Below are 21,788 nucleotides of genomic sequence, written 5' to 3' on the forward strand. Positions count from 1 at the left end.
CCACGCTAGCCGCATTTTCGCGCCGCGCCCAAGAAGCCGGCACACTGCCGCTCCGCCCCCCGTGCTCGCGCTCCTGCCCACCCTCCTGCTCCTCACCGCGGTTCCCCCGCCCGCCGAGGCCCGCTTCCTCTTCAGCTGGCGCGGCGTGCCGGTGGGCACCGTGACCCTCTCCCTGGAGCAGGGCGGGCGCACCTTCCGCTACCGCTCCGTGCACCTGCACACGCGCGGGGACGAGGTCGGCGCGCGCACGCAGCAGGAGGTGCTGGCGGTGGACGCGCAGGGCCTCCTCGCACCGGGCGGCGTGCACCCGCAGGCGCTCTGGCTGTGGCACGGCCCGCCCGCCCCCGGCTGCATCCAGGCGCGCGAGGAGCTCACCGGCCGGGTGGGGCCCCACTGCGCGCGAGCGCGGGGGCCCCACGCCGTCGCGGGCACGCTGCTGGGCGAGCCCTTCGAGGCGCAGTACGCAGCGGACGGCGAGCTGCAGGCGCTGCAGGTGGGCACGGCGCAGTTCCAGCGCGTGGGCGCGCGCCTGCGGCTGCAGCCCCCGCCGGACCTCTTCTCGCGCGGCCTGCCCATCGCGGGCGGCGCCACCGGCGCACTCGCCTTCTCGCCGCCGTGGCCCCCGCCCACCGAGCCCGCCCCACCGCTCAGTGCCTGGCGCGAGGGCCCTGCGCGCGCGCTCGCCCGCGAGGTCCACGCCGCGCTGCCCGACAAGCGTCCCTCGGCCGCGGACTTCGACCCCGCCGCGGACGAGGGGGGCGCGGGGGGCTGCCTCGCCCACGCGCTGCGCTTCGCGCGCCTCGCGGCGGCCCGGGGGCAGCGGGTGGCGCTCGTGCACGGGCTGCTCGCCCTGGAGGACGGGCGCGCCTACCCGCACGCCTGGGTGCGCGTGGGGCTCGGAGGCGGCGCCACCCTGGACCTGGACCCCACCTCGCTCGACGAGGTCACGCCGGACACCCACCTGCCCCTCGCGCTGGCCACCCCCGGGGCCCCCGCGCGCCTCGCCGGCGAGCGCTGGCTCGCCCTGCTCGCAGGCGCGCACCGCATCACGCGCCGCCCGGGGGACCGATAAGGAGCGCCACCCGGGCTGTGTGACGCCCGTGTGACAAGTGCAGGGGGCGGCCCGAGGGGGCGGGTTTTCTTGTCACAACGGCGCAACGCCGCTGTAGAACGCGCCCGGCTTTGACGCTGCCCCGGGGCACCCCCGGAGCAGCCGCCAGGGAGGCCGCATGCTCGAGAAGCTGATGCCCAAGTCGGACGAGTTCTTCGACGACTTCGATGCCCAGTGCGCGGTCACGGTGGAGGGGGCGCGGCTGCTGCACGCGCTGCTGCAGGACTTCACGGGTCTCGCCGAGCGGGTGAAGGCGATCAAGGAGGTGGAGCACAAGGGGGACTCGGTCACCCACGTGGCCTACAACCGCCTCCACAAGCAGTTCATCACCCCCTTCGACCGCGCCGAGATCCACCGCCTCCTCGGCCGCATCGACGACGTGCTGGACCTCACGGACGCGGTCGCCGCGCGGCTCAACTACTACGAGCTGCCCGCGCCCCGGGAGGACGCGATCGAGCTCGCCCGCCTGCTCATCATCGCCTGCGAGAAGGTGCAGGCCGCGGTGCGCGAGCTGCGCCACATCAAGAAGCCGGACCAGATCCTCGCCGGCTGCCGCGAGATCAAGAAGGTGGAGAGCCAGGCGGACGAGGTGCTGCGCGCCGGCATGGCCCGCCTCTTCCAGAGCGGCCTGGACGCGCTCACGGTCATCAAGTGGAAGGAGGTCTACGACCTGCTCGAGACCGCCACGGACCGCTGCCAGGACGTGGCGAACATCATCGAGGGCGTGGTCCTGGAGCACAGCTGATGCTGCTCGCCGCCGTCATCACCATCGTCGCCGTTGCGCTGCTCTTCGACTTCATCAACGGCTTCCATGACGCGGCCAACGCCATCGCCACGGTGGTGTCCACCCGCGTGCTCTCCCCGCGCATCGCGGTCGCCTGGGCGGCCTTCTTCAACTTCGTCGCGGCCTTCGGCGGCGAGGTGAAGGTCGCCAACACCATGGGCAAGGGCGTGCTCGACTTCGAGCTGCTCAAGGCCCAGGGCTCCACCGCGGTCCTCACCGTCATCTTTGCCGCGCTGATGGGCGCCATCGTCTGGAACCTGCTCACCTGGTGGTGGGGCCTGCCCTCCAGCAGCAGCCACGCGCTCGCGGGCGGGATGATCGGCGCCGCGCTCCCGGCCGTCGGCGTGCCCGGGCTCGTGCTCTCGGGCATCGGCAAGATCGCGATGTTCATCGTCCTCTCGCCGCTCATCGGCATGGTGCTCGGCACCGTGATGATGATCCTGTCCACCTGGGCCGTGCGCAAGAGCACCCCCATGCGCGTGGACAAGTGGTTCCGCCGCCTGCAGCTCGTCTCCAGCGCCATCTTCTCCTACAGCCACGGCACCAACGACGCGCAGAAGGTCATGGGCATCATCGCCGTGGTGCTCTTCGGCACCATCTGGAAGGACAAGCCCTTCCACATCGACTGGTGGATCATCGTCTCCTGCCACCTGGCCATCGGCCTGGGCACCTACTTCGGCGGCTGGCGCATCGTGAAGACCATGGGCCACAGCCTCACCAAGCTGCAGCCCATCGGCGGCTTCTGCGCGGAGACCGGCGGCGGCGTCACCATCCTCGCGCTCGCCAAGCTGGGCATCCCCGTCTCCACCACCCACACCGTCACCGGCGCCATCGTCGGCGTGGGCTCCACCCGCGGCGCGCGCGCCGTGCAGTGGGGCGTGGCCGGCCGCATCGTGTGGGCCTGGATCTTCACCATCCCGGCCGCCGCCCTCATGGGCTTCGGCGTCTACTGGGCCACGCGCGCCCTGGAGTCCCTCATCTCGGGCTAGGCCCCGCGGGCCGCACGCCCTATCTTCCCTCGCACCCACCCCCACCCGGAGGCACCCGCGGATGTCGTCGAGCGAGCCCGAAGCCAAGCGGCCCCGTCGTCACTTCTCGATGATCCGCACCTTCGCGCTCGCGGACTTCGTCACGCTGGGCAACGCCTTCGCCGGCACCGCGGCCATCTTCGCCCTGATGCAGTACCTCGTCAGCGGGCACATGGGGCCGCTGTGGACCGCCTTCGCGCTCTTGCCCGTGGCCTTCGTGCTGGACGCCCTGGACGGGCGCATCGCGCGCTGGCGCTACAAGAGCAGCCCCCTGGGCGCGGACCTGGACAGCCTCGCGGACGTCATCTCCTTCGGCGTCGCCCCCGCGGCGCTCGCCTTCGCCGTGGGCCTGCGCGGCGAGCTGGACGTGGCCGCGCTGCTCTACTTCGTCGGCTGCGGCGTGAGCCGCCTCGCGCGCTTCAACATCACCGCCGAGCAGCTGAGCGCCGGCACCGGCAAGGTGAAGTACTTCGAGGGCACCCCCATCCCCACCAGCCTCGCGCTGGTGGCGGTGCTCGCGGTGTGCGCCTGGAAGGGGCGGCTCGGGGACGCGCTGCCCGGCGGCGTGTGGAGCCTCGGCTCGCTCGAGCTGCACCCGCTCACGCTGCTCTACGTGGCGAGCGGCAGCGCCATGATCAGCAAGACGCTGCGCATCCCCAAGCCCTGAGCACTACTCGAAGGGGATGACGCTGAGCTTCGCGCCGGGCTCCGCGCCCAGCGCCTGCTTCGCCTTCGCCGGCAGGTAGATGGCCTGGTTGTCCAGGCGCGCGCTGCAGCGCACGCTGCGGAAGCGGTTGCGCCCGCTGTCGTGCTCGAAGGCCACCATCACGTCGTCGCCCTCCAGCTCGAAGTCCTCCTCCGCGAGCTTCAGCGTGCGGTAGCGGCGGATGAGCGTCACGTCGGAGGTGTTCGCCTCGAAGTGCGGCCCGCCGTCGAAGGGGTCGATGCGCTCCACGTAGCGGAAGCCCACCCGCTCGAGCATGCGCTGCACGCCCTTGGTGTTCGGGCCCACCTCGCCCAGCACCTTCTGCACCCGCTCGGGGAAGAGGCTCGTGTACACGTCCGAGGACGGGAACAGCTCCTTGATGAACTCCTTGTTCTGCCGGCTGAGCCGGTCCGCCTCGTGGTAGGTGAGGCCGGTGAACTTCTTGCCGCACGCCTCCCACAAGAGGCTGCGCCCGTCCGGGAGCAGCGGCGGCAGCAGCTCCGCGAGCACCTTGGGGCGGAACAGCCGCCGGTGCATCGCGATGAAGAGGAAGCGCACGTAGGACAGCTGCTTGCCCGGCTTGTCCGGCGTCGCGCGGTAGGGCGGGTCCACCACCAGGCCGCCGATCTCCGTGGGGCCCTCGTAGTTGTACCCGATGGAGAGCACCTTGTGCCGGAAGTGCCGGTCGATGCTCGCCGAGTAGTGCTCGCGCTCGCTCACCTCGTAGTAGATGTGCGGCGCCTCGTAGGTGCCGTGCTGCGCGATGATCATCGACGTGCCGATGAGCAGCCCGTTGCGCACGTCCTCGAGCACGAAGAGGTACTCGCGCTCGAAGGGGTTCTTCACCTTCCCCGCGAAGCTCTTCACCGACTTGTCGATGATCGCCTCGAGCGTCTCCTCGTTGTTGGGCAGGTTGACGGTGTTGAGCACGGCAGCCAGGCGCTTGAGGCCCGGCAGATCGGTCTTCTGGACGTCGCGCAGGACGAGCATGGGTGCACCGGGGGCGCCGCCAGCAGAGGGGGGCCCGGAAGGGGTCGCACCATACACCACCCCCCCTCCACGTCATCCAGAAGCGCGAGGCGCGCCTGGCGCAGTGCGGCATAAGCCACGCCGCGCCCATCTGCCGCTCGCCGGGCGGGGTGGGGGAGCGCTATGGGACAGGACATGTCCGACGCCCCGTCCCCGCCCCCGCACCTGACCCCCGAGGAGTTCCGCGCGCTCGGCCACCGGATGGTGGACTTCGTCGCAGACTACTGGCGCCGCCTCGAGTCCTTCCCGGTGCGCGCCCAGGTGGCCCCCGGCGAGACGGCCGCGAAGCTCCCGCTGCACGCGCCGCAGCAGGGCCTCGGCGGCCCCGAGGGCTGGGAGGCCGTGTTCAGGGACCTCGAGCAGGTGGTGCTGCCGGGGCTCACCCACTGGCAGAGCCCCTCCTTCTTCGCCTACTTCCCGGCGAACGCCTCGGGGCCCGCGGTGCTCGGCGAGCTGCTCGCGGCGGGGCTCGGGGTGCAGGGCATGCTCTGGAGCACCAGCCCCGCGGCCACCGAGCTGGAGACGCGCGTGCTGGACTGGCTCGCCGAGCTGCTCGGCCTGCCCGCCTCCTTCCGCTCCACCGCCCCCACGGGCGGCGGCGTCATCCAGGGCACCGCGAGCGAAGCGGCGCTCGTGGCGATGGTGGCCGCGCGCCGCCGCGTCGCCGTGCGCGGGGGCGGCATGAAGGGCCCCCTCGTGGCGTACGCGAGCACCCAGGCGCACTCCTCCATCCTCAAGGCGGCGCTCCTGTGCGGCGTGGCGCAGGACGCACAGGACCCGGTGCACGTGCGCCAGGTGGCCACGGACGCAGGGCACGCGCTGGACCCCGAGGCGCTCGAGCGGGAGATCCGCAGCGACCAGGCGGCAGGCCGCGTGCCCTTCTTCGTCTGCGCCACGCTGGGCACCACGTCGTCGGGCGCCTTCGACCCGCTGCTGCAGGTGGCGCAGGTGCTCGAGCGCACGGGGGTGGCGGCGCGCGGCGCCTGGCTGCACGTGGACGCGGCCTGGGCGGGCGCCGCGCTGGTGTGCCCCGAGCAGCGCGGCTGGCTCAGCGGCGTGGAGCGCGCGGACTCCTTCGCCTTCAACCCGCACAAGTGGCTGCTCACGAACTTCGACTGTGACGCCTTCTTCACCCGCGACCGCCAGGCGCTGCTGGACGCGCTGAGCGTGACGCCCGAGTACCTGCGCAACGCTGCGAGCGCGAGCGGCCAGGTCATCGACTACCGGGACTGGCAGGTGCCGCTGGGGCGGCGCTTCCGCGCGCTGAAGCTCTGGTTCGTGCTGCGCCACTACGGGGTGGAAGGCCTGCAGGCCCACATCTGCGAGCACCTGCGCCTGGGCGAGCTCTTCGAGTCGCTGGTGCGCGCGGACGCCCGTTTCGAGCTCGCCGCGCCGCGCGCGCTCTCGCTCGTCTGCTTCCGGCTCGCCCCGCGAGACGGTGAGTCCGCTGCGGAGTGCGACGCGCGCAACCGCCACCTGCTCGAGCAGCTCAACGCCGGCGGCCGCGCCTTCCTCACCCACACGGTGCTGCCGGGCACGCCGCCGCGCTACGTGCTGCGCATGGCCATCGGCGCCACCACCACCCAGGAGCGCCACGTGCGCGCAGCCTGGGACGAACTCCAGCGCTTGGCCTGACCGCGTCCTCCGTCTCCCTCTGGGAGAGGGTCGGGGTGAGGGTGCCGGACTCCCACCCGCGTCACCCCGCCTCCACCCCATCCGCCGCCACCTGCCGCAACAGCCACGCGCGGAACGCCGCCACCTTCGGCTGCTTCAGCGCCCGCGCCGTGGCCAGCAGCACATAGCTGCGCCCGTCCGCGCTCTCCCCGGCAAAGGGCCGCACGAGCCGCCCGCGCCGCAGCTCGTTGCGCACCAGTGAGGTGCGCGCAATCGCAATCCCCTGTCCCGCCTCCGCCGCGGCGAGCACGGCGCTCAGCTCGCTGAAGCGCGGCCCGCGCCGCGCATCCACCCCGCGCGCCCCCACGGTGCGCAGCCAGTTCTCCCAGTCCGGGGTGTCGGTGAAGTGCAGCAGCGTGTGGCGCTGCAGGTCCGTGAGCTCCCGCAGCGGCCGCGCTCCGTGCAGCAGCGCGGGCGCGCACACGGGGAACAGGCGCTCGGTGCCGAGCGGATCCGCCTGGACGCCGGGCCAGGGCCCCTCGCCGAAACGGATGCTCACGTCGGCCTCGCCGCGGCCGAGGTCCGCCTCGTCGCGCGAGCTGTCCAGGCGCAGCTCGATCCACGGATGCGCATCCCAGAAGTCGCCGAGGCGCGGCGCGAGCCAGCGGGCGCTGAAGGCCCGGGGCGCGCCCACGCGCAGCACCGTGGGCGTGGGGTGGGAGGACACGCGCTCCACGGCCACCGCCAGCTCCTCGAAGATGCGGGTGGCGCGCTCGTACAGCTCGCGCCCGGCCTCGGTGAGCTCGAGCCCGCGGCCTGCGCGCGCGAACACCCGCACGCCCAGGTGCGCCTCCAGGTTCTTCACCTGCCGGCTCACCGCGCCGTGGGTGACATGCAGCTCCTGGGCGGCGCGGCCGAGGTGCCGGTGGCGGGCGGCGGCCTCGAAGGTGCGCAGGGCATTGAGCGGGGGCAGGGAGGACATGGGCTCACTCCTGTGAGAAAAGCTCACCGATGCCGGGCACCTTACTCGATTGTCCCGACGAGGCCCGGCTCGCATTCTTCCCCTCGCCCTCGCGACGCGTGAGCTTCTCTCCGCTTCGGGGCAGGGCAGGGGAGAAGCACCGTGGCCGCCATCACCTTCCAGCTACCGGCGAGAGACCTCTGGCGCGAGCGCGCGTGGCGGCGCTGGGTGGCGCTCGCGCTGCTCTCGCGGCTGCCGGGGACCATGGCTGCCTTCGCGCTGCTGCTGGTGGGACACGCCTGCACCGGCTCGTACGCGAAGGGCGCGTGGATGGCGAGCGTGTACGCGGGAGGTCTCGCGGTGGCAGCGCCGTGGCGCGGCCGGCGCCTGGACCGCGCGCCGCTGCAGCAGGGGGTGCGCGAGGGGCTGCACTGGCTCGCGCTCGGAGCGCTCGGCCTCGCGGCGCTCGCCGCACTGCGCGCCCCGCTGCCGCTGCTGCTCGCCGCGTCGCTGCTGCTCGGGGTGCTGCCGGCGGGCGTGCCGGGCGGGGTGCGCGCGCTGCTCTCGGCCACCCTGCCCGAGGCCCAGCGCCCGGGTGCCTTCGCGCTCGACGCCGTCCTCACCGAGCTGCAGTGGGTGCTGGGGCCGCTCGCCGTGGGAGCGGTGGCAGCCGCCGGCTCGCCGCTGCTCGCGCTGGGGCTGATGGCCGGCTGCGCGCTCGCCGGGAGCCTGCTCTGCCCGGGCTTCGAGTCCGAAGCTCCGCGGGCCGAGCCGGCGCCGCGCGCGGGCGCGGCGCTGTGGCGGCTGCCCGGCGTGCCGCGCGTGCTCGCGCTCTCGCTGGTGCTGGGGGCGAGCTGGGGCGCAGTGGACGCAGGGCTGCCGCCGCGGCTCGAGGAGGTGGGCGCGCGCGCGGCGGCCTGGGGCGTGCTCGCGGCGCTGCTCGCCGCGGCCAGCGCCGTGGGTGGGCTCGCGGCAGCGGCCAGCACGCGGGAGCCGGGCGCCGCGGCAGCCGCACGCCGCGCCCTCGGGCTGCTCGCGCTCTGGGGAGCGGCGCTGCTGCCGCTGGTGGGCGCGGGCTCCCTGGCCTCGCTCGCCCTGTGGCTCACCCTGGCGGGGCTCTTCCTCGCGCCCCTCTCCGGCACGCTCACCTTCCTGCTGCAGAGCGCGCTGCCCCGGACGCGCCAGGCCGAGGGCTTCTCGCTCTACAGCGCCTGCTGGGCGCTGGGCATGGCGCTGGGCAACGGGGCCGCGGGCGCGCTGCTGGGGCGCTGGGGAGCGCGCCCCGTGCTCGGCCTCGCCGCGCTGCTGCCGCTCGGCGTCGCGCTCGCGCTCGCCCTGCCGCGCCCCGCGGCGGCGCCCGCAGCCCCGGACAGCCGGTGAGCCCGGTCAACGCGGCCCGCACCCGCTCGCACCGTGTGCGAGAGGTGCGCGCCGCACGCCCCCTCGCTGGGGACCCGGGCCGGTGGGGGGGATTCGGTCGCGCGGCGGCCTCCGCTACACTGGCCCGGACGTGCCCCCTCCCCGCTCCTCCACTGCCCTGGTCCGCGGGCTCGCCGCCAGCCTGCTCCTCCTGCTCGGTGGCAGCGGCTGTGACCCGGCCGCGCGCGGGGTGGACCACCTCAGCTACGCGGGCTCCGGGACGCTGAGCGACACGGTGCTGCCGCCGCTCAGCGAGAGCTTCGTGCGTCGCGGCGGCGTGCCACTCACCTACGACGGCTACGTGGGCTCCAGCGCGGGCTTCGCCGCGGCGATGAAGGGCCAGGTGATGCTCTCCGGCGTGGCGCGCGCGCTCAAGAGCTCGGAGAAGGCGCAGCACCCCTACTACGTCATCATCGGCTACGACGCGCTCGCCATCTTCGTGCACCCGGACAACCCGGTGGCCTCGCTCAGCCGCGCGCAGCTCAAGGAGCTCTTCACCGGCAAGGCGCGCAGCTGGAAGGACGTGGGCGGCGCGGATGTGCCCGTGGAGCGGGTCACCACCAAGCTCGCGACCGGCTCGGGCACGGCGGACTTCTTCCGGGAGAAGGTCCTCGAGGGCGCCGCCTTCGCCCCCGCCCACGAGATCGCGGACGTGCGCGAGATGGTGGCCTACGTCGCCGCGCACCCGCGCGCCATCGCCTTCGGCTCGCTCTCCGTTCCGCCGCAGGGCGTGCGCGCGGTGCAGGTGGAGGGCGTCGCGCCCACCGCGGACTCGGTGCGCACGGCGGACTACCTGCTCTCGCGCCCGCTCGTGCTCGCCACGCGCGAGGTGCCCGAGGGGCCCCTGCAGGCCTTCCTCGACCACGTCATGTCTCCCGAGGGGCAGGCCATCGTCGCGCGCTCCTTCGTCCCCGTGCACGTGAGCCCATGACCCTCCTGCGCCAGCTCAACATGCGCCGCAAGCTCACGGTGCTCACCGGGGTCATCCTGCTCGCCTTCGCCGGCAGCCACGCCGTGCAGGTGCGCACGCTGCAGGAGTTCCGCGTGGGAGGCCCGCGGCACCGGCAGCTCAAGGACGAGGCCGCCACCTACGACACCCTCCAGTCCCTGCTCGGCGAGCTCAACGCCTCGCGCGCCGTGCTGCACCTGATGCTCGCCCCCACCACCGCGGACGGCGCGCGCCTCTTGCGCGGCGAGTGGGAGGAGGTGGCGGCCGGCGTGGACGCCCGCTTCGAGCGCGCGCTCTCGGTCGCCAACGCGCCGGACGCCCACCTCTACGTGCAGGACGCCCGCGAGGCCTGGGGCCAGTACGCGCGCGCGGTGCGCACCCAGGTGTTCGCTGTGCCGGACGCCGAGCGGCCCCAGGCCCTCGCGCGCTTCGTGAGCGGTTCCTCCACGCGCCGCCTCGAGCGCCTCTCGGAGCTCATCGAGGCGGCCGCCAACACGCTGCGCCTGCGCGCCGCGCGCCTCGAGGCCGGAGTGGAGGAGGCGCTGTGGCGCACCCGCCTCGCGCTCGCCGCCGCGGGGCTCGCGCTCGCGCTCTTCCTCTGGGTGTTCCTCACCGCCGTGGGCCGCTCCATCACCCGCCCGCTGCGCGCGCTCGTCGCGCTCGCGCGCCAGGTGGAGGAGGGGGACCTCTCGGTGCGCATGGAGAGCCCGCACCCGGACGAGCTGGGCCAGCTCACCCGCAGCCTCGGCGCCATGGTGGGCAACCTGCGCGGGCTGCTGCAGGCGGTGCGCGAGGCGGGGCTCGGCATCGCCCAGGCCGTGGAGCGCCTCGCCGCCGCCGCGGACGAGCAGGCGCTGAGCATCGAGCGCCAGGCCGCCGCCCTCTCGCAGACCAGCGCCACGGCGCAGGAGATCAGCCAGACCTCCGCGCTCGCCGCCCGCCAGGCCGCGGACGTGCTCGGCTCCGCGCGCCGCGCGGATGAAGTAGGGCGCTCCGGCATGGAGGCGCTCACCGCGAGCCTGCGCGGCATCCAGGACATCCGCGGGCAGATCGACGAGATCGCCCACCGCGTGGTGGACCTCGCCGAGAGCAGCGTGAAGGCCTCGGCCATCACCGACACCGTGCGCGACCTCGCCGGCCAGAGCCACATGCTCGCGCTCAACGCGGCCATCGAGGCGGCGCGCGCCGGCGAGCAGGGCCAGGGCTTCAAGGTGGTGGCGAGCGAGATCCGCAGCCTCGCGGACCAGTCGGTGCAGGCCACGCTCGAGGTGCGCAAGCAGATGCAGCTCACGGCGGGCGCCATCCGCAACACCGTGAGCATCACCGAGCAGGGCCGCGCCCGCGTGCAGTCCGGGCTCGAGCAGGTGCGCACCGGCGGCGCGCGCCTCGAGGAGCTCGCCGCGCTGCTCGAGGAGAGCAGCAGCGGCCTCAAGCGCATCGCCGCCGTCGTCGAGCAGCAGCACCAGGGCGTGGGGCAGATCTTCGGCGCGGTGAGCGAGCTGTCGCGCACCACCGACGAGGCGGCCGCCGCCGTCACCACCATGCACACCTCGGCCGCCCAGCTGCGCACCGTCACCGCGCAGCTCACCGAGTCCCTCACCCGCTTCCGCCTCTGAGTCCTCCCGAAGTGAAACGGCGGCCCGGGCACGAGACCCGGACCGCCGCGTGCACTTCAGGAGCGCGCGCCGCCTAGAACTGGTGCGCCTCGGTGCTCTCGGTGAGCGCGAGCGTGCTGGCCTGGCCGCCGGAGATGACCTCGGCGACCTGGTCGAAGTAGCCGGTGCCCACCTCGCGCTGGTGGCGCGTGGCGGTGTAGCCGTCCTTCTCGGAGCCGAACTCGGCCTGCTGCAGCTTGCTGTAGGCGGCCATGCCGCCGTCCTTGTAGCCGCGGGCGAGCTCGAACATGGAGTAGTTGAGCGAGTGGAAGCCGGCCAGGGTGACGAACTGGAACTTGTAGCCCATGGCGCCCAGCTCGCGCTGGAACTTGGCGATGGTGGCGTCGTCCAGGTTCTTCTTCCAGTTGAAGGACGGGCTGCAGTTGTAGGCGAGCAGCTTGCCCGGGTACTTCGCGCGGAGGGCCTCGGCGAACTTCTTGGCCTGGTCCAGGTCCGGGGTGCTGGTCTCGCACCACACCAGGTCCGCGTACGGCGCGTACGCGAGGCCGCGCGCGATGGCGCACTCGAGCCCGCCCTTGATGCGGTAGAAGCCCTCCGCCGTGCGGCTGCCCTTCTCGATGAAGGCGTGGTCGCGCTCGTCCGCGTCGCTCATCAGCAGCTTGGCGCTGTCCGCGTCCGTGCGGGCCACCACCAGCGTGGGCACGCCCATCACGTCCGCCGCGAGCCGCGCCGCCGTCAGGGTGCGGATGAAGTGGCTGGTGGGCACCAGCACCTTGCCGCCCATGTGGCCGCACTTCTTCTCGCTCGCCAGCTGGTCCTCGAAGTGCACGCCCGCGGCGCCCGCCTCGATCATCGCCTTCATCAGCTCGTACGCGTTGAGCGGGCCGCCGAAGCCGGCCTCCGCGTCCGCGATGATCGGCGCAAACCAGTAGCGCTCACCGTCCTTGCCCTCGGCGTGGTCGATCTGGTCCGCGCGGCGCAGCGACGCGTTGATCTTGCGCACCACGTTCGGCACCGAGTCCACCGGGTACAGGCTCTGGTCCGGGTACATCTGGCCCGCGGTGTTCGCGTCCGCCGCCACCTGCCAGCCGGACAGGTAGATGGCCTTCAGGCCCGCGCGCACCATCTGCACGGCCTGGCCGCCGGAGAGCGCGCCGAGCGCGTTGATGTAGTCCTCCGTGTGCAGCAGCTCCCACAGCTTGCGCGCGCCCATCTCCGCGAGCGTGTACTGGATGCGCACCGAGCCGCGCAGCTTCTCCACGTCCTTCTGCGAGTAGGTGCGGGTGATGCCCTCGAAGCGCTTCGCGTGCAGCTTCGCGTGGGGGGAGTTGTCAGGGGTCGTGGGGACGGCGTCGTACATGGCTTCTCCTCGCGGTTGCTGCGGTTGATGCGGTGAAGGTTCGGAAACTCGGACGGCGAAGGTGGTCAGGCCGCCTGCGCGGCGCAAACTCCGTCCCTCAGGACAGGGTCAGCAGCGCCTCGTAGGCGGGCAGGGTGAGGAAGGTCTCGAAGGTGGGCAGCGTGGACAGCCGCTCGAAGAGCGCGCGCGCCTGCTCCAGGCGCTCCTCGCCGTAGCGCTCGCCGGCGCCCTCCTGGCGGATGCGCGCCATCTCCTCGCCGAGCACCTCGCGGAAGCGCTCCGGCGTGAGCACCTGGCCGCCCTCGAGCGGGGCGCGGTGCTTCATCCACTGCCACACCTGCGCGCGGCTGATCTCCGCCGTCGCCGCGTCCTCCATCAGGTTGTAGAGCGGCACGCAGCCCAGGCCCCCCAGCCACGCGGCGAGGTACTGCACGCCCACGCGGATGTTGTGGCGCAGTCCCTCCTCGGTGCGGCTGCCGCTGGGCACCTGCAGCAGGTCCGCCTCGCCCACGCGCACGTCCTCGCGGGCGTTGGAGATCTGGTTCGGCCCCGGCATCCGCGCGTCGAACACCGCGCGCGCCACCGGCACCAGCGCGGGGTGCGCCACCCAGGTGCCGTCGTGGCCGTTGCCCGCCTCGCGCTCCTTGTCCGCGCGCACCTTCGCGAGCGCCGCCTGGTTCGCCGCCTCGTCGCCCTTGATGGGGATGAAGGCCGCCATCCCGCCCATCGCGTGCACGCCGCGCCGGTGGCAGATCTGGATGAGCCGCTGCGAGTAGGCCGCGAGGAAGCCCTTGTCCATCGTGACCTGGCTGCGGTCCGGCAGCACCTTCGCGGGGTCCGCCTGCAGCTTCTTGATGAAGCTGAAGATGTAGTCCCAGCGCCCGCAGTTGAGCCCCGCCGAGTGCTCGCGCAGCTCGTACAGGATCTCGTCCATCTCGAAGGCCGCCGGCAGCGTCTCGATGAGCACCGTCGCCTTGATGCTGCCCTTGGCGATCCCCAGCTCCGCCTGGGCCAGGTGGAACACGTCGTTCCACAGCCGCGCCTCCAGGTGGCTCTCCATCTTCGGCAGGTAGAAGTAGGGGCCGGTGCCCTTCTGCAGCTGGGCGCGCGCGTTGTGGAAGAAGAAGAGCCCGAAGTCGAAGAGGCTGCCGCTCATCGGCTCGCCGTCCACCTCCACGTGCCGCTCGAGCAGGTGCCAGCCGCGCGGCCGCACGAAGAGCACCGCCGTCTTCTCGTGCAGCGCATAGCGCTTGCCGCCCTCGGCCGTGAACTCGATGGTCCCCGCCACCGCGTCCTTCAGGTTCTGCTGGCCGCGCACCACGTTGTCCCAGGTGGGGCTCGTCGCGTCCTCGAAGTCCGCCATGTACACGTTGGCGCCCGAGTTCAGCCCGTTGATGACCATCTTGCGGTCGACCGGGCCGGTGATCTCCACGCGCCGGTCCAGCAGGTCCTGGGGCAGGGGCGCCACCTTCCAGTCGCCCTCGCGCACGCTGCGCGTCTCCTCCAGGAAGCGCAGCGGCTCGCCCGCGTCCAGCCGCGCCTGCACCGCCCGGCGCCGCTCCAGCAGGCTCACCCGCCGCGCGTTGAAGGTGCGCTGCAGGCGCGCCACGAACTCCAGCGCCTCCGCCGTCAGCACCCCCGCGTAGTCCGCGAGCATCGGCCCCTTCAGCACCACGCCGGCCACCTGCGGCGCCGGGACAGAGCCACCGGTGGCTCCAATGGAGGGAGAGGTGAGTACGGGGGCGGCTGCGCTCATCCTGGGCTCCTGACGTGTTGCGTTGTAAATCGCTCTTCCAGCGGCAAACTGCGGCACGACGCCGGCAGATGGAAGCCTGAGTTAATGCATCTCGTCAATTTGTGTAAGCCCGTCAACAGGACAATCTATAAATCTGTAAAGCACCGGGAGGGCAGGCGGGCAGGCAGGCGCTGGTGATCCCCGGGCCCTAGGCAATGGGCACGGCGGCAGCGCGTAACAAGGGCAGGGGCCCCTCTCACCGACCCACCCTGTCTGGGCCCTGACGGAGCGATGCGATGGAGACGACGAAGCGCTGTTCGGCCTGTGCCCTGGATCTGGAGCCGGAGGCCACGACGTGCCCGCACTGCCACGCGGTGCAGGGTCAGACGGCGGGTCTCCACCGCGGCGGCGGGCGCACCCTCGCCGGCGTGTGCACCGCGCTCGCGCGCCAGTTCGGCCTGGACGCCGCCCTGGTGCAGATCGCCTTCGTGGTCGGGCTCGCCTTCTCCGGCGGCCTCTTCCTCTCGATCTACTTCCTGCTCTGGGTGCTCACCCCGCCCAACGCCACCGGCAGGGCCCCCGCCAAGCGGCTGATGGACTGGCTGGGGAACCTCACCCGCGTCGGCCCCGCGGTCGCGGAGCCGCAGGGCCCCACCCGGCTCTGAGGTCTGCAGGAGCGCAAGCCCGGAGCGGCCGCAGCGCCGCTTCGGGGGTAAGCCCCGGAGCAGCGCCGGCGCCGCCACGGCATGCATCGGCCGCCGCGGCCCCGAGAGGAATCCGGGGACGGCGGCGGCCGGAGCGACCCCGCGCACGGGGTCAGGCGCAGCGGTGAAGTGAGGCCCTCGCGGGCGGGGCCAGGGCAGCGCGGCCCGCGCGGGCGATGCGGCGGCCGCGCGCGAGCCCTCGCCGGGGTGGCCTAGTTGATCACCGTCACGCAGACGCCCGCTTCGTTGCAGGCGAGCCCGGCGCAGCAGTGGGCCGTGTCCGAGCAGGCCGCCTCGGCCGCCTGGCACTGGTCGCCACCGCCGCCGCCGTTGCCCCCGCCGTCCGGGGTGTTGCCGCCGCCCCCCCCCGGGGTGGAGCACTCGCCCAGCGAGTCGCCGTGGCGCAGGTGCGCCGCCACCGCGGGCGCGCCCACCACGATGGTGTGCGCGTTGGCGGGGTTGCCGGGCGGGATGTGGCACACGACGACCTTGCCGGAGCTTCCGCCGTCGGCGCCGGTGAGCAGGTCGCCCTGACCCTCGATTACGGCGCTCTGGGTGGACGCGGGCGCGCTGTCGGGGCCGCAGGCCACTGCACCGAGCAGGGCGATGGAAACGACGCAGGAGCGAAGCAGGTGACGCATGGATTCCTCCAGGGGTGGAGCTCCGTAGGAGACCCGGTCTTCCCCGCGGCGGCCACCCCATTCGCTGCCGCGGGAAAGCGTCAGCGCCGCTGGATGCCCAGCGGCGCATGCAGGTGCCTGTGGGGCTACTGGCCCGGGTCCTCGTCGTTGCTGAAGAGGAAGACGTCGAACGCGGGGTTCGCGGCGTTCTGGATGCGCTCCTTGTTCTTCTCCAGCAGCGAGGTGTTCGCGGCGAGCGCCTCGCGCGACTTCTCGCTGGGGGGCGCCTGCTCGGCGACCATCTGGTCCGCCGCGTCCAGCTGCTGCTGGATCGCATCGCGCTGGGCCTGCAGCCCGGTGCGCGTCTCGTCGTCCAGCTTCTCGTCCTCGAGCTTCGTGTCGAGCGCCTCGAGCTCCTTCTCCAGCGTGCCGCGCTGCGCCGCCGTCGCCGCCTGCAGGCCCTGCATCGCCCCGGCCACGTAGGTCGAGTAGAGCGTGCGGGTGATGGCGTGGAACTCGCGCGGGGACATCGCGTGCTTCTCGAGGCTCGAGATGTAGGAGGCGCGCATGTCCGCCACGAGCCCGCCCAGGATCTTCATCGCCTCCATGCTCGCGCCGAGGTCCACGTGCTCGGAGTCCGCCTTCCCGTGCTTCTTCTCGAAGGCCTTGCTCTTCTCCTCGTAGGACTTGAACACCGGCAGCGCCTCCTCGCGGATGGCGAAGTAGGCCTCGAGCCGCTTCTCGTCGAGCTTGAGCAGCTCGTCCTCGCCGGGGTCCTTGAAGGGGAAGCGCTTGTCGAGCGCGGCGAGCGACGCCTGCTGCTCGTTCACGCGCGAGAGCCCCGCCGTGGTGTCCTCGACCTTGTGCTTCACGTACAGGCCGCCAGCCACCACCACGCCCACGATGAGCAGCAGCACCACGCCACAGCCCACGCCTACGCCAATCAGGACCTTCTTCTGCATTGCCTCTCCCCCCTCGGGAATCCGGAAACGGGGGCGCCAGGATGCGCCGCCGTCCCGCGTTGCTAGCGGATCTTCCCCTCCCGGGGCAATGGGGCAGGGCGCCCGGGCCCTTCGCGTCAGGGCAGCTTGGGGACGATGGGCCGCGGCGCGTCCGGGTTGACGTCGAGCAAGAGCACGGCTCCCAGCACCGCGCGCGCGTGCTGGTCGCGCCGGCCCCAGCTCTCCTGGAGGAGGCCGGGCCGCAGCGCATCGAGCTTCCAGCAGGGCACGCACGGCTCGCTCAGCTCCACGCGCACCTCGGGCCCCAGCGCGAGCCGCTGCCCCGGCGGCAGCGCCTGCAGCGCGAGCCCCGCCACGACCACGTTCTCCTTGAGCTGCCCCACCTCGAGCCCCAGCTGCGCGAGCGACGCCTCGTCCAACAGCAGCAGCTGGCGCTTGTGCCCGAGCGCGCGGCGCGTGTGGCGGCAGCCCGCGAAGCCCTGCCCGGCGAGCGCGAGCGCCTCGGGCACGCGGCGCATCGGGGTGCCGCGCTCCTGGGCCAGCAGCAGCGCGCGGACGCGGGGGAGGTCGGGGGCAGGGGAGCTCATCGCTTCGCGCGAGGCTAGCGCACGGGCCGCGGGCGCAGCCTGCCTGCCCGGCGCGGGTGCGGCGGGCCGCCAGCCGCGATGAGTTCTGCTCATGCCCCGAGCGTTCGGCGCAGGCACCCGGCGCGCCAGAGGGACCGCCCGGGCCGGGAGCGGCGTGTTATGGCGCCAGGCGTCCAATACCTTTTCAGGGAGGCTCCCACCGTGAGCACCAAGAACGTTCGCATCGAGAAGGACACCTTCGGCCCCATCGAGGTCCCCGCCGACCGCCTCTGGGGCGCGCAGACGCAGCGCAGCCGCCAGAACTTCGACATCTCCTCCGAGCGCATGCCCCTGGCGCTCATCCGCGCGCTCGTGCTGGTGAAGAAGGCGGCGGCGATCGTGAACGTGGAGAACGGCACGCTCGCCAAGGAGCGCGGCGAGGCCATCGTGAAGGCGGCGGACGAGGTGCTCGCCGGCAAGCACGACGAGGAGTTCCCCCTCATCGTCTGGCAGACGGGCAGCGGCACCCAGACGAACATGAACGTGAACGAGGTGCTGGCCAACCGCGCCTCCGAGCTGCTGGGCGGCGAGCGCGGCGAGTCGCGCAAGGTGCACCCCAACGACGACGTCAACAAGGGCCAGAGCTCCAACGACGTGTTCCCCACCGCGATGAGCGTCGCGGCGGTGGAGGCGGTGGTGCGCGGCGTGGTGCCCCAGGTGAAGGCGCTGCGCGAGACGCTCGCGCAAAAGGCGAAGGCCTTCGAGAGCGTGGTGAAGATCGGCCGCACCCACCTGCAGGACGCGACCCCGCTCACCCTCGGCCAGGAGTTCAGCGGCTACGTCGCGCAGATCGACCAGGCGCTGCGCCACCTGGAGCGCGTGCTGCCGCACCTGTGCGAGCTCGCCCTGGGCGGCACCGCCGTGGGCACCGGCCTCAACGCCCCCAAGGGCTATGCCGAGCGCGTGGCGAAGGAGATCGCCCAGCTCACCGGCCTGCCCTTCGTCACCGCCCCCAACAAGTTCGAGGCGCTCGCCGCCAACGACGCCGTGGTGCAGGCGCACGGCGCGCTCAAGGGGCTCGCGGCCGCCTTCTTCAAGATCGCCAACGACATCCGCTGGCTCTCGAGCGGCCCCCGCTCGGGCCTGGGCGAGATCACCATCCCGGAGAACGAGCCGGGCAGCTCCATCATGCCGGGCAAGGTGAACCCCACCCAGTGCGAGGCGATGACCATGCTCTGCGCGCAGGTGATGGGCAACGACGTGGCCATCAGCCTCGGCGGCGCCTCGGGCAACTTCGAGCTCAACGTCTACAAGCCGCTGATGATCCACAACTTCCTGCAGAGCTGCCGGCTGCTCGGAGACGGGGCGCGCAGCTTCCGCGACAACTGCGCCGTGGGCATCGAGCCGAACATGCCGCGCATCAAGGAGAACCTCGAGCGCTCGCTCATGCTCGTCACCGCGCTCAACCCGCACATCGGCTACGACAACGCGGCGAAGATCGCGAAGACCGCCCACAAGCAGGGCAAGACCCTCAAGGAGGTCGCGGTCGAGCTCGGGCTGCTCACTGCCGAGCAGTTCGACCAGTGGGTGCGCCCGGAGAAGATGACCGGCAACCTCTAGCAGCCGAGCGGGCAGGGGGGCGGGCCAAGCGTGGTCCAGCGCACGGCCCGGCCCCACTGCTGCACAACGGGCGCGCATCCGGCGCGGGGGACGGTTAGCGTAGGGGAGCCATGAACATCCCCTACGTCATCGAGAACACCCACCGCGGCGAGCGGGCCTACGATCTCTACAGCCGGCTCCTCAAGGACCGCATCGTGATGCTGGGCACCCCGGTGAACGATGACGTGGCCAACGTCATCGTCTCGCAGCTCCTCTTCCTGGAGAGCGAGGACCCCGAGAAGCCCATCAGCCTCTACATCAACAGCCCGGGCGGCAGCGTGACCGCGGGGCTCGCGATCTACGACACCATGCAGTACGTGCGCCCGCCGGTGGCCACCATCTGCGTGGGCCAGGCCGCCTCCATGGGCGCGCTGCTGCTGCTGGCCGGGGCGAAGGGCAAACGCTACGCGCTGCCCAACGCGCGCATCATGATCCACCAGCCCCTCGGCGGTGCGCAGGGCCAGGCCACGGACATCGACATCCAGGCGAAGGAGATCCTGCGCCTGCGCTCGTACCTCAACGGCCTCATCGTGAAGCACACGGGCCACGCCATCGAGCGCGTCGAGAAGGACACCGAGCGCGACTACTTCATGAGCGCAGCGGACGCGCGCCAGTACGGCATCATCGACGAGGTGGTCGAGCGCCAGCCCTTCGCGCCGCCCACCCCCACCGAGTCCCGCTGACCCGGCCGTTGCGCTGGCTCTACCACCTGCTGCCCAGCGCAGCCGCTGCAGGGCTGGAGCAGGAGAGCGGGGCGCCCTATGCCCCGCCCTCGCTCGCCCGCGAAGGCTTCATCCACGCCTCCTACGGACCCGCGCTCCTCGAGAGCGCGCGCCTGTACTTCGCTCCCGGCACGCCCCTCACCGCGCTGCAGGTGGACCCGCGCCGGCTCGACGTCCGCGTGGAGGAGGCTCTCACCCCGCGCGGCCCCATGCCTCACATCCACGGGCCCCTCCCGCGCGACGCCATCCGCGCGCGGCTCGCTCCGGAGGTGGCTGCGGCAGGGCCTGACCGCGTCACCGGGACCCGCTTCGCGCTCGTCGCCTTCGAGGGGATGACGCTGCTGGACCTGGTCGCGGTGCTCGACCCGCTCTCCCGCATCCGCTCGATGGGCATCGACCCCTCGGCGAGCTGCGAGGTGGTGGGCTACACGGGGCCCGTCGTCTGGGCCCAGAGCGGCGCGCGCGTCGAGGTGGAGCGCGTCCGCCCGCCCCTCCACGCGTACGACGTCGTGGTGGTTCCGGGGGGCCCCGGGACCCGAGCCCTCGTGGAGGACGCTCCGCTCCGGGAGTGGCTCGCAGAGGTTCCGGACAACCGCCTGCTCGCCAGCGTGTGCACGGGGTCGCTCCTGCTCGCCGCGGCGGGGAAGCTGCGGGGACACCGTGCGACGACCCATGCCCGCGCGCTCGAGGAGCTGCGGGCCCTGGGCGTGGAGGCGGTCGAGGCGCGACTCGTCGACTCCGGCCAGCGGGTGACGGGAGGGGGGGGGACCTGCGGCCTGGACGTGGGCCTGCACCTGGTCGAGCGGCTCGAGGGCGCCGAGGCAGCGCGCACGATTGCCAAGCAAATGGCCCTCCCATCCGGATGGGGCGGGGGCACCTGAGGCGCGGAGCGGGAGCGAGGGGAGGCGCCGCTCGACGGCACCCCGTGCCCGCGAGCGCGTCCGGGCGCTCCGCTCACCAGGGCGTCGCGGGTCACAGCGCCGGAAGGCATGGCCTCCCGCCTCGCACGCCCGCCCGGCGCATGACGCTTCGGATACGGACGGAGCCCACGTCCGGGGACAGCGGGCCACGCGGAGGCGAGCGCTCTCGAGACCCGCTCCTCGCCGCCGCCCCCGTGCTCCAGGCGGTATCGGCCCCAGCTGCGACTCGCGTTTCCCGCTGGGTGCCCCGGACAGTGGCCGGCGCCAGGAGAGCTTCGCCCTGAGCGGTCATGCGCCTCGCGGAGGCGCTCTCCCGACGATGGGCCTTCTTCGGGATGCCGCTGTCGAGCACCCTCAGGCGCAGAACACCCCCGATTCCTCCCGGGACTGCGACGACCCATCGGGGAAGGCACCGCGCCACCTCCCACGGCGCCCGCTGCCGTCCACCCCGATCAGGCGCTCCCGGAGGTGTCGGCGATCAGCGCTACCGCCCTGGGCCCTCCCGGAAGGTGCTCAGCCAGGAGCATTCTCCGAGGAGCGAGAGGCGGATCAGGCCGCCCCCTCCGGCGGCGCCCAGGGCGGCCTGACGCTCCCCGGATCAGATCCTGGAAAAAGAATTGTTGACCCCCCGCGAGGCCGAGCGTAGAAGCCGCCCACCTTCTCGCGGAGGTCTCTCGGGCGACAGCGCCGGGGAGCGTTCCTTGACAGTCTGAATCGAGCTGAAGCAGCGACCGCGGCATCCGGGAAACCGGCGGCCCCTCCGGCGGAAACGACGGATGGAAAAGCGGTTGACGAAGACCGGACGGGAAGTTAGATCCCGCCCACTGCGCAGCGGACCGAGGGCAGCACGGCGGTCCGAAGCGAGAGAGTCGACCCCGAAAAAGGCGGTTGACGAAGAGGCCGGCAGGAAGTTAGAAGCCGCGCCCCGCCCCGAGAAAAGTCGAGCCGCAGAGAAGCGCGGCGGACGGAATGAAGAGCGGAAACGAAGCGGTTGACAGGAGGCACGGCGAGGAAGTAGAAGCCGCGCCCCGCCCAAAAGAAGCTGGACGCCGAAAGGCGCAGCGGAAATAAAGGCGGCGAAGTAGAGGTTGACACAAGACGCGGCAACGAAGCAGAAGCCGCGCCCCGCCGCAGAGTGCACGAAGGTGCGACGCAGAGCGGGAAGTTGACTGCGAAACGAAGCGGTTGACGAAGAAGGGCGCGCTGAAGTAGAAGCCGCGCCCCGCCCGAAAGCGGGCGGCAGGGACGGGCGGGCAGGACGGGCGGAGTGGTTGACAGGCGAAAGCGCCAGGGTTAGAAGCATCGCCCCCCTCGCACTGGCGA

19 protein-coding genes are annotated in these 21,788 nt (G+C 72.6%); 12 read left to right on the forward strand and 7 right to left on the reverse strand.

Going from position 1 to position 21,788, the window contains the following annotated elements; translation table 11 throughout:
* Positions 1–61: 61 nt before the first annotated feature.
* The 4 genes from FGE12_RS27535 to pssA all read left to right on the forward strand — a co-directional run bounded on the left by FGE12_RS27535 (position 62) and on the right by pssA (position 3,590).
* Positions 62–1,072 carry a lasso peptide biosynthesis protein gene (locus tag FGE12_RS27535; RefSeq protein WP_153869607.1) on the forward strand — a complete coding sequence of 337 codons (1,011 nt, stop codon included), beginning with the start codon at positions 62–64 and terminating at the stop codon, positions 1,070–1,072.
* Positions 1,073–1,229: 157 nt separating this feature from the next.
* Positions 1,230–1,856, forward strand: coding sequence for a DUF47 domain-containing protein (locus tag FGE12_RS27540; RefSeq protein WP_153869608.1), 627 nt, complete (start codon positions 1,230–1,232; stop codon positions 1,854–1,856).
* Positions 1,856–2,884, forward strand: a complete 1,029-nt coding sequence (locus tag FGE12_RS27545) for an inorganic phosphate transporter (protein WP_153869609.1) — start codon at positions 1,856–1,858, stop codon at positions 2,882–2,884. The genes FGE12_RS27540 and FGE12_RS27545 overlap by 1 nt, the downstream gene beginning before the upstream one ends.
* 61 nt (positions 2,885–2,945) lie before the next feature.
* Positions 2,946–3,590 carry a CDP-diacylglycerol--serine O-phosphatidyltransferase gene (pssA, locus tag FGE12_RS27550; RefSeq protein WP_153869610.1) on the forward strand — a complete coding sequence of 215 codons (645 nt, stop codon included), beginning with the start codon at positions 2,946–2,948 and terminating at the stop codon, positions 3,588–3,590.
* Positions 3,591–3,593: 3 nt separating this feature from the next.
* Here the strand turns inward: pssA and FGE12_RS27555 are convergent, their stop codons facing one another.
* Positions 3,594–4,619, reverse strand: a complete 1,026-nt coding sequence (locus FGE12_RS27555; protein ID WP_153869611.1) for an arginine N-succinyltransferase — start codon at positions 4,617–4,619, stop codon at positions 3,594–3,596.
* 174 nt (positions 4,620–4,793) lie between these two features.
* Here FGE12_RS27555 and FGE12_RS27560 point away from each other — a divergent pair, with 174 nt between their 5' ends.
* Positions 4,794–6,293, forward strand: coding sequence for a pyridoxal-dependent decarboxylase (locus tag FGE12_RS27560; protein ID WP_153869612.1), 1,500 nt, complete (start codon positions 4,794–4,796; stop codon positions 6,291–6,293).
* Positions 6,294–6,354: 61 nt separating this feature from the next.
* Here FGE12_RS27560 and gcvA read toward each other — a convergent pair whose 3' ends face one another.
* Positions 6,355–7,254, reverse strand: a complete 900-nt coding sequence (gene gcvA / locus FGE12_RS27565) for a transcriptional regulator GcvA (protein ID WP_153869613.1) — start codon at positions 7,252–7,254, stop codon at positions 6,355–6,357.
* Positions 7,255–7,395: 141 nt separating this feature from the next.
* Between gcvA and FGE12_RS27570 the strand changes: the two genes are divergently transcribed.
* The 3 genes from FGE12_RS27570 (at position 7,396) to FGE12_RS27580 (ending at position 11,217) form a co-directional block, all read left to right on the forward strand.
* Positions 7,396–8,613 (forward strand): MFS transporter, encoded by a 1,218-nt coding sequence (locus FGE12_RS27570; RefSeq protein ID WP_153869614.1) that lies wholly within the window; start codon positions 7,396–7,398, stop codon positions 8,611–8,613.
* A gap of 130 nt (positions 8,614–8,743) precedes the next feature.
* Positions 8,744–9,583, forward strand: a complete 840-nt coding sequence (locus FGE12_RS27575) for a phosphate ABC transporter substrate-binding protein (RefSeq protein ID WP_153869615.1) — start codon at positions 8,744–8,746, stop codon at positions 9,581–9,583.
* Positions 9,580–11,217 carry a methyl-accepting chemotaxis protein gene (locus FGE12_RS27580; protein WP_153869616.1) on the forward strand — a complete coding sequence of 546 codons (1,638 nt, stop codon included), beginning with the start codon at positions 9,580–9,582 and terminating at the stop codon, positions 11,215–11,217. The genes FGE12_RS27575 and FGE12_RS27580 overlap by 4 nt, the downstream gene beginning before the upstream one ends.
* Positions 11,218–11,290: 73 nt before the next feature.
* On the opposite strand, the gene aceA is transcribed toward FGE12_RS27580, so the two are convergent.
* Together aceA and aceB are read right to left on the reverse strand one after the other, a co-directional pair.
* Positions 11,291–12,577 carry an isocitrate lyase gene (aceA, locus tag FGE12_RS27585; RefSeq protein ID WP_153869617.1) on the reverse strand — a complete coding sequence of 429 codons (1,287 nt, stop codon included), beginning with the start codon at positions 12,575–12,577 and terminating at the stop codon, positions 11,291–11,293.
* A 97-nt stretch (positions 12,578–12,674) separates the two neighbouring features.
* Positions 12,675–14,333, reverse strand: a complete 1,659-nt coding sequence (gene aceB / locus FGE12_RS27590; protein ID WP_153869618.1) for a malate synthase A — start codon at positions 14,331–14,333, stop codon at positions 12,675–12,677.
* A 275-nt stretch (positions 14,334–14,608) separates the two neighbouring features.
* Here aceB and FGE12_RS27595 point away from each other — a divergent pair, with 275 nt between their 5' ends.
* Complete coding sequence (locus FGE12_RS27595; protein WP_153869619.1) at positions 14,609–14,977, forward strand: PspC domain-containing protein; 369 nt, start codon at positions 14,609–14,611, stop codon at positions 14,975–14,977.
* A gap of 251 nt (positions 14,978–15,228) precedes the next feature.
* Here FGE12_RS27595 and FGE12_RS27600 read toward each other — a convergent pair whose 3' ends face one another.
* The 3 genes from FGE12_RS27600 to FGE12_RS27610 all read right to left on the reverse strand — a co-directional run bounded on the left by FGE12_RS27600 (position 15,229) and on the right by FGE12_RS27610 (position 17,185).
* Positions 15,229–15,657 carry a hypothetical protein gene (locus FGE12_RS27600; protein ID WP_153869620.1) on the reverse strand — a complete coding sequence of 143 codons (429 nt, stop codon included), beginning with the start codon at positions 15,655–15,657 and terminating at the stop codon, positions 15,229–15,231.
* Between the two features lie 125 nt (positions 15,658–15,782).
* Complete coding sequence (locus tag FGE12_RS27605; RefSeq protein WP_153869621.1) at positions 15,783–16,598, reverse strand: hypothetical protein; 816 nt, start codon at positions 16,596–16,598, stop codon at positions 15,783–15,785.
* Positions 16,599–16,714: 116 nt separating this feature from the next.
* The gene (locus tag FGE12_RS27610) at positions 16,715–17,185 is read right to left on the reverse strand and encodes an MOSC domain-containing protein (protein ID WP_194798337.1); all 471 of its coding nucleotides are present in this window, start codon (positions 17,183–17,185) and stop codon (positions 16,715–16,717) included.
* Positions 17,186–17,386: 201 nt separating this feature from the next.
* Between FGE12_RS27610 and fumC the strand changes: the two genes are divergently transcribed.
* The 3 genes from fumC to FGE12_RS27625 all read left to right on the forward strand — a co-directional run bounded on the left by fumC (position 17,387) and on the right by FGE12_RS27625 (position 20,426).
* Positions 17,387–18,784 carry a class II fumarate hydratase gene (gene fumC / locus FGE12_RS27615; protein ID WP_194798338.1) on the forward strand — a complete coding sequence of 466 codons (1,398 nt, stop codon included), beginning with the start codon at positions 17,387–17,389 and terminating at the stop codon, positions 18,782–18,784.
* A gap of 110 nt (positions 18,785–18,894) precedes the next feature.
* Entirely contained in the window at positions 18,895–19,506 is a 612-nt protein-coding gene (clpP, locus tag FGE12_RS27620; protein WP_153869623.1) for an ATP-dependent Clp endopeptidase proteolytic subunit ClpP, read from the forward strand.
* A gap of 8 nt (positions 19,507–19,514) precedes the next feature.
* The gene (locus FGE12_RS27625; protein ID WP_153869624.1) at positions 19,515–20,426 is read left to right on the forward strand and encodes a DUF952 domain-containing protein; all 912 of its coding nucleotides are present in this window, start codon (positions 19,515–19,517) and stop codon (positions 20,424–20,426) included.
* The last annotated feature ends 1,362 nt before the right edge of the window (positions 20,427–21,788 follow it).

It is taken from the genome of Aggregicoccus sp. 17bor-14, from assembly GCF_009659535.1.
In the GTDB taxonomy this organism is placed as follows: Bacteria; Myxococcota; Myxococcia; order Myxococcales; family Myxococcaceae; genus Aggregicoccus.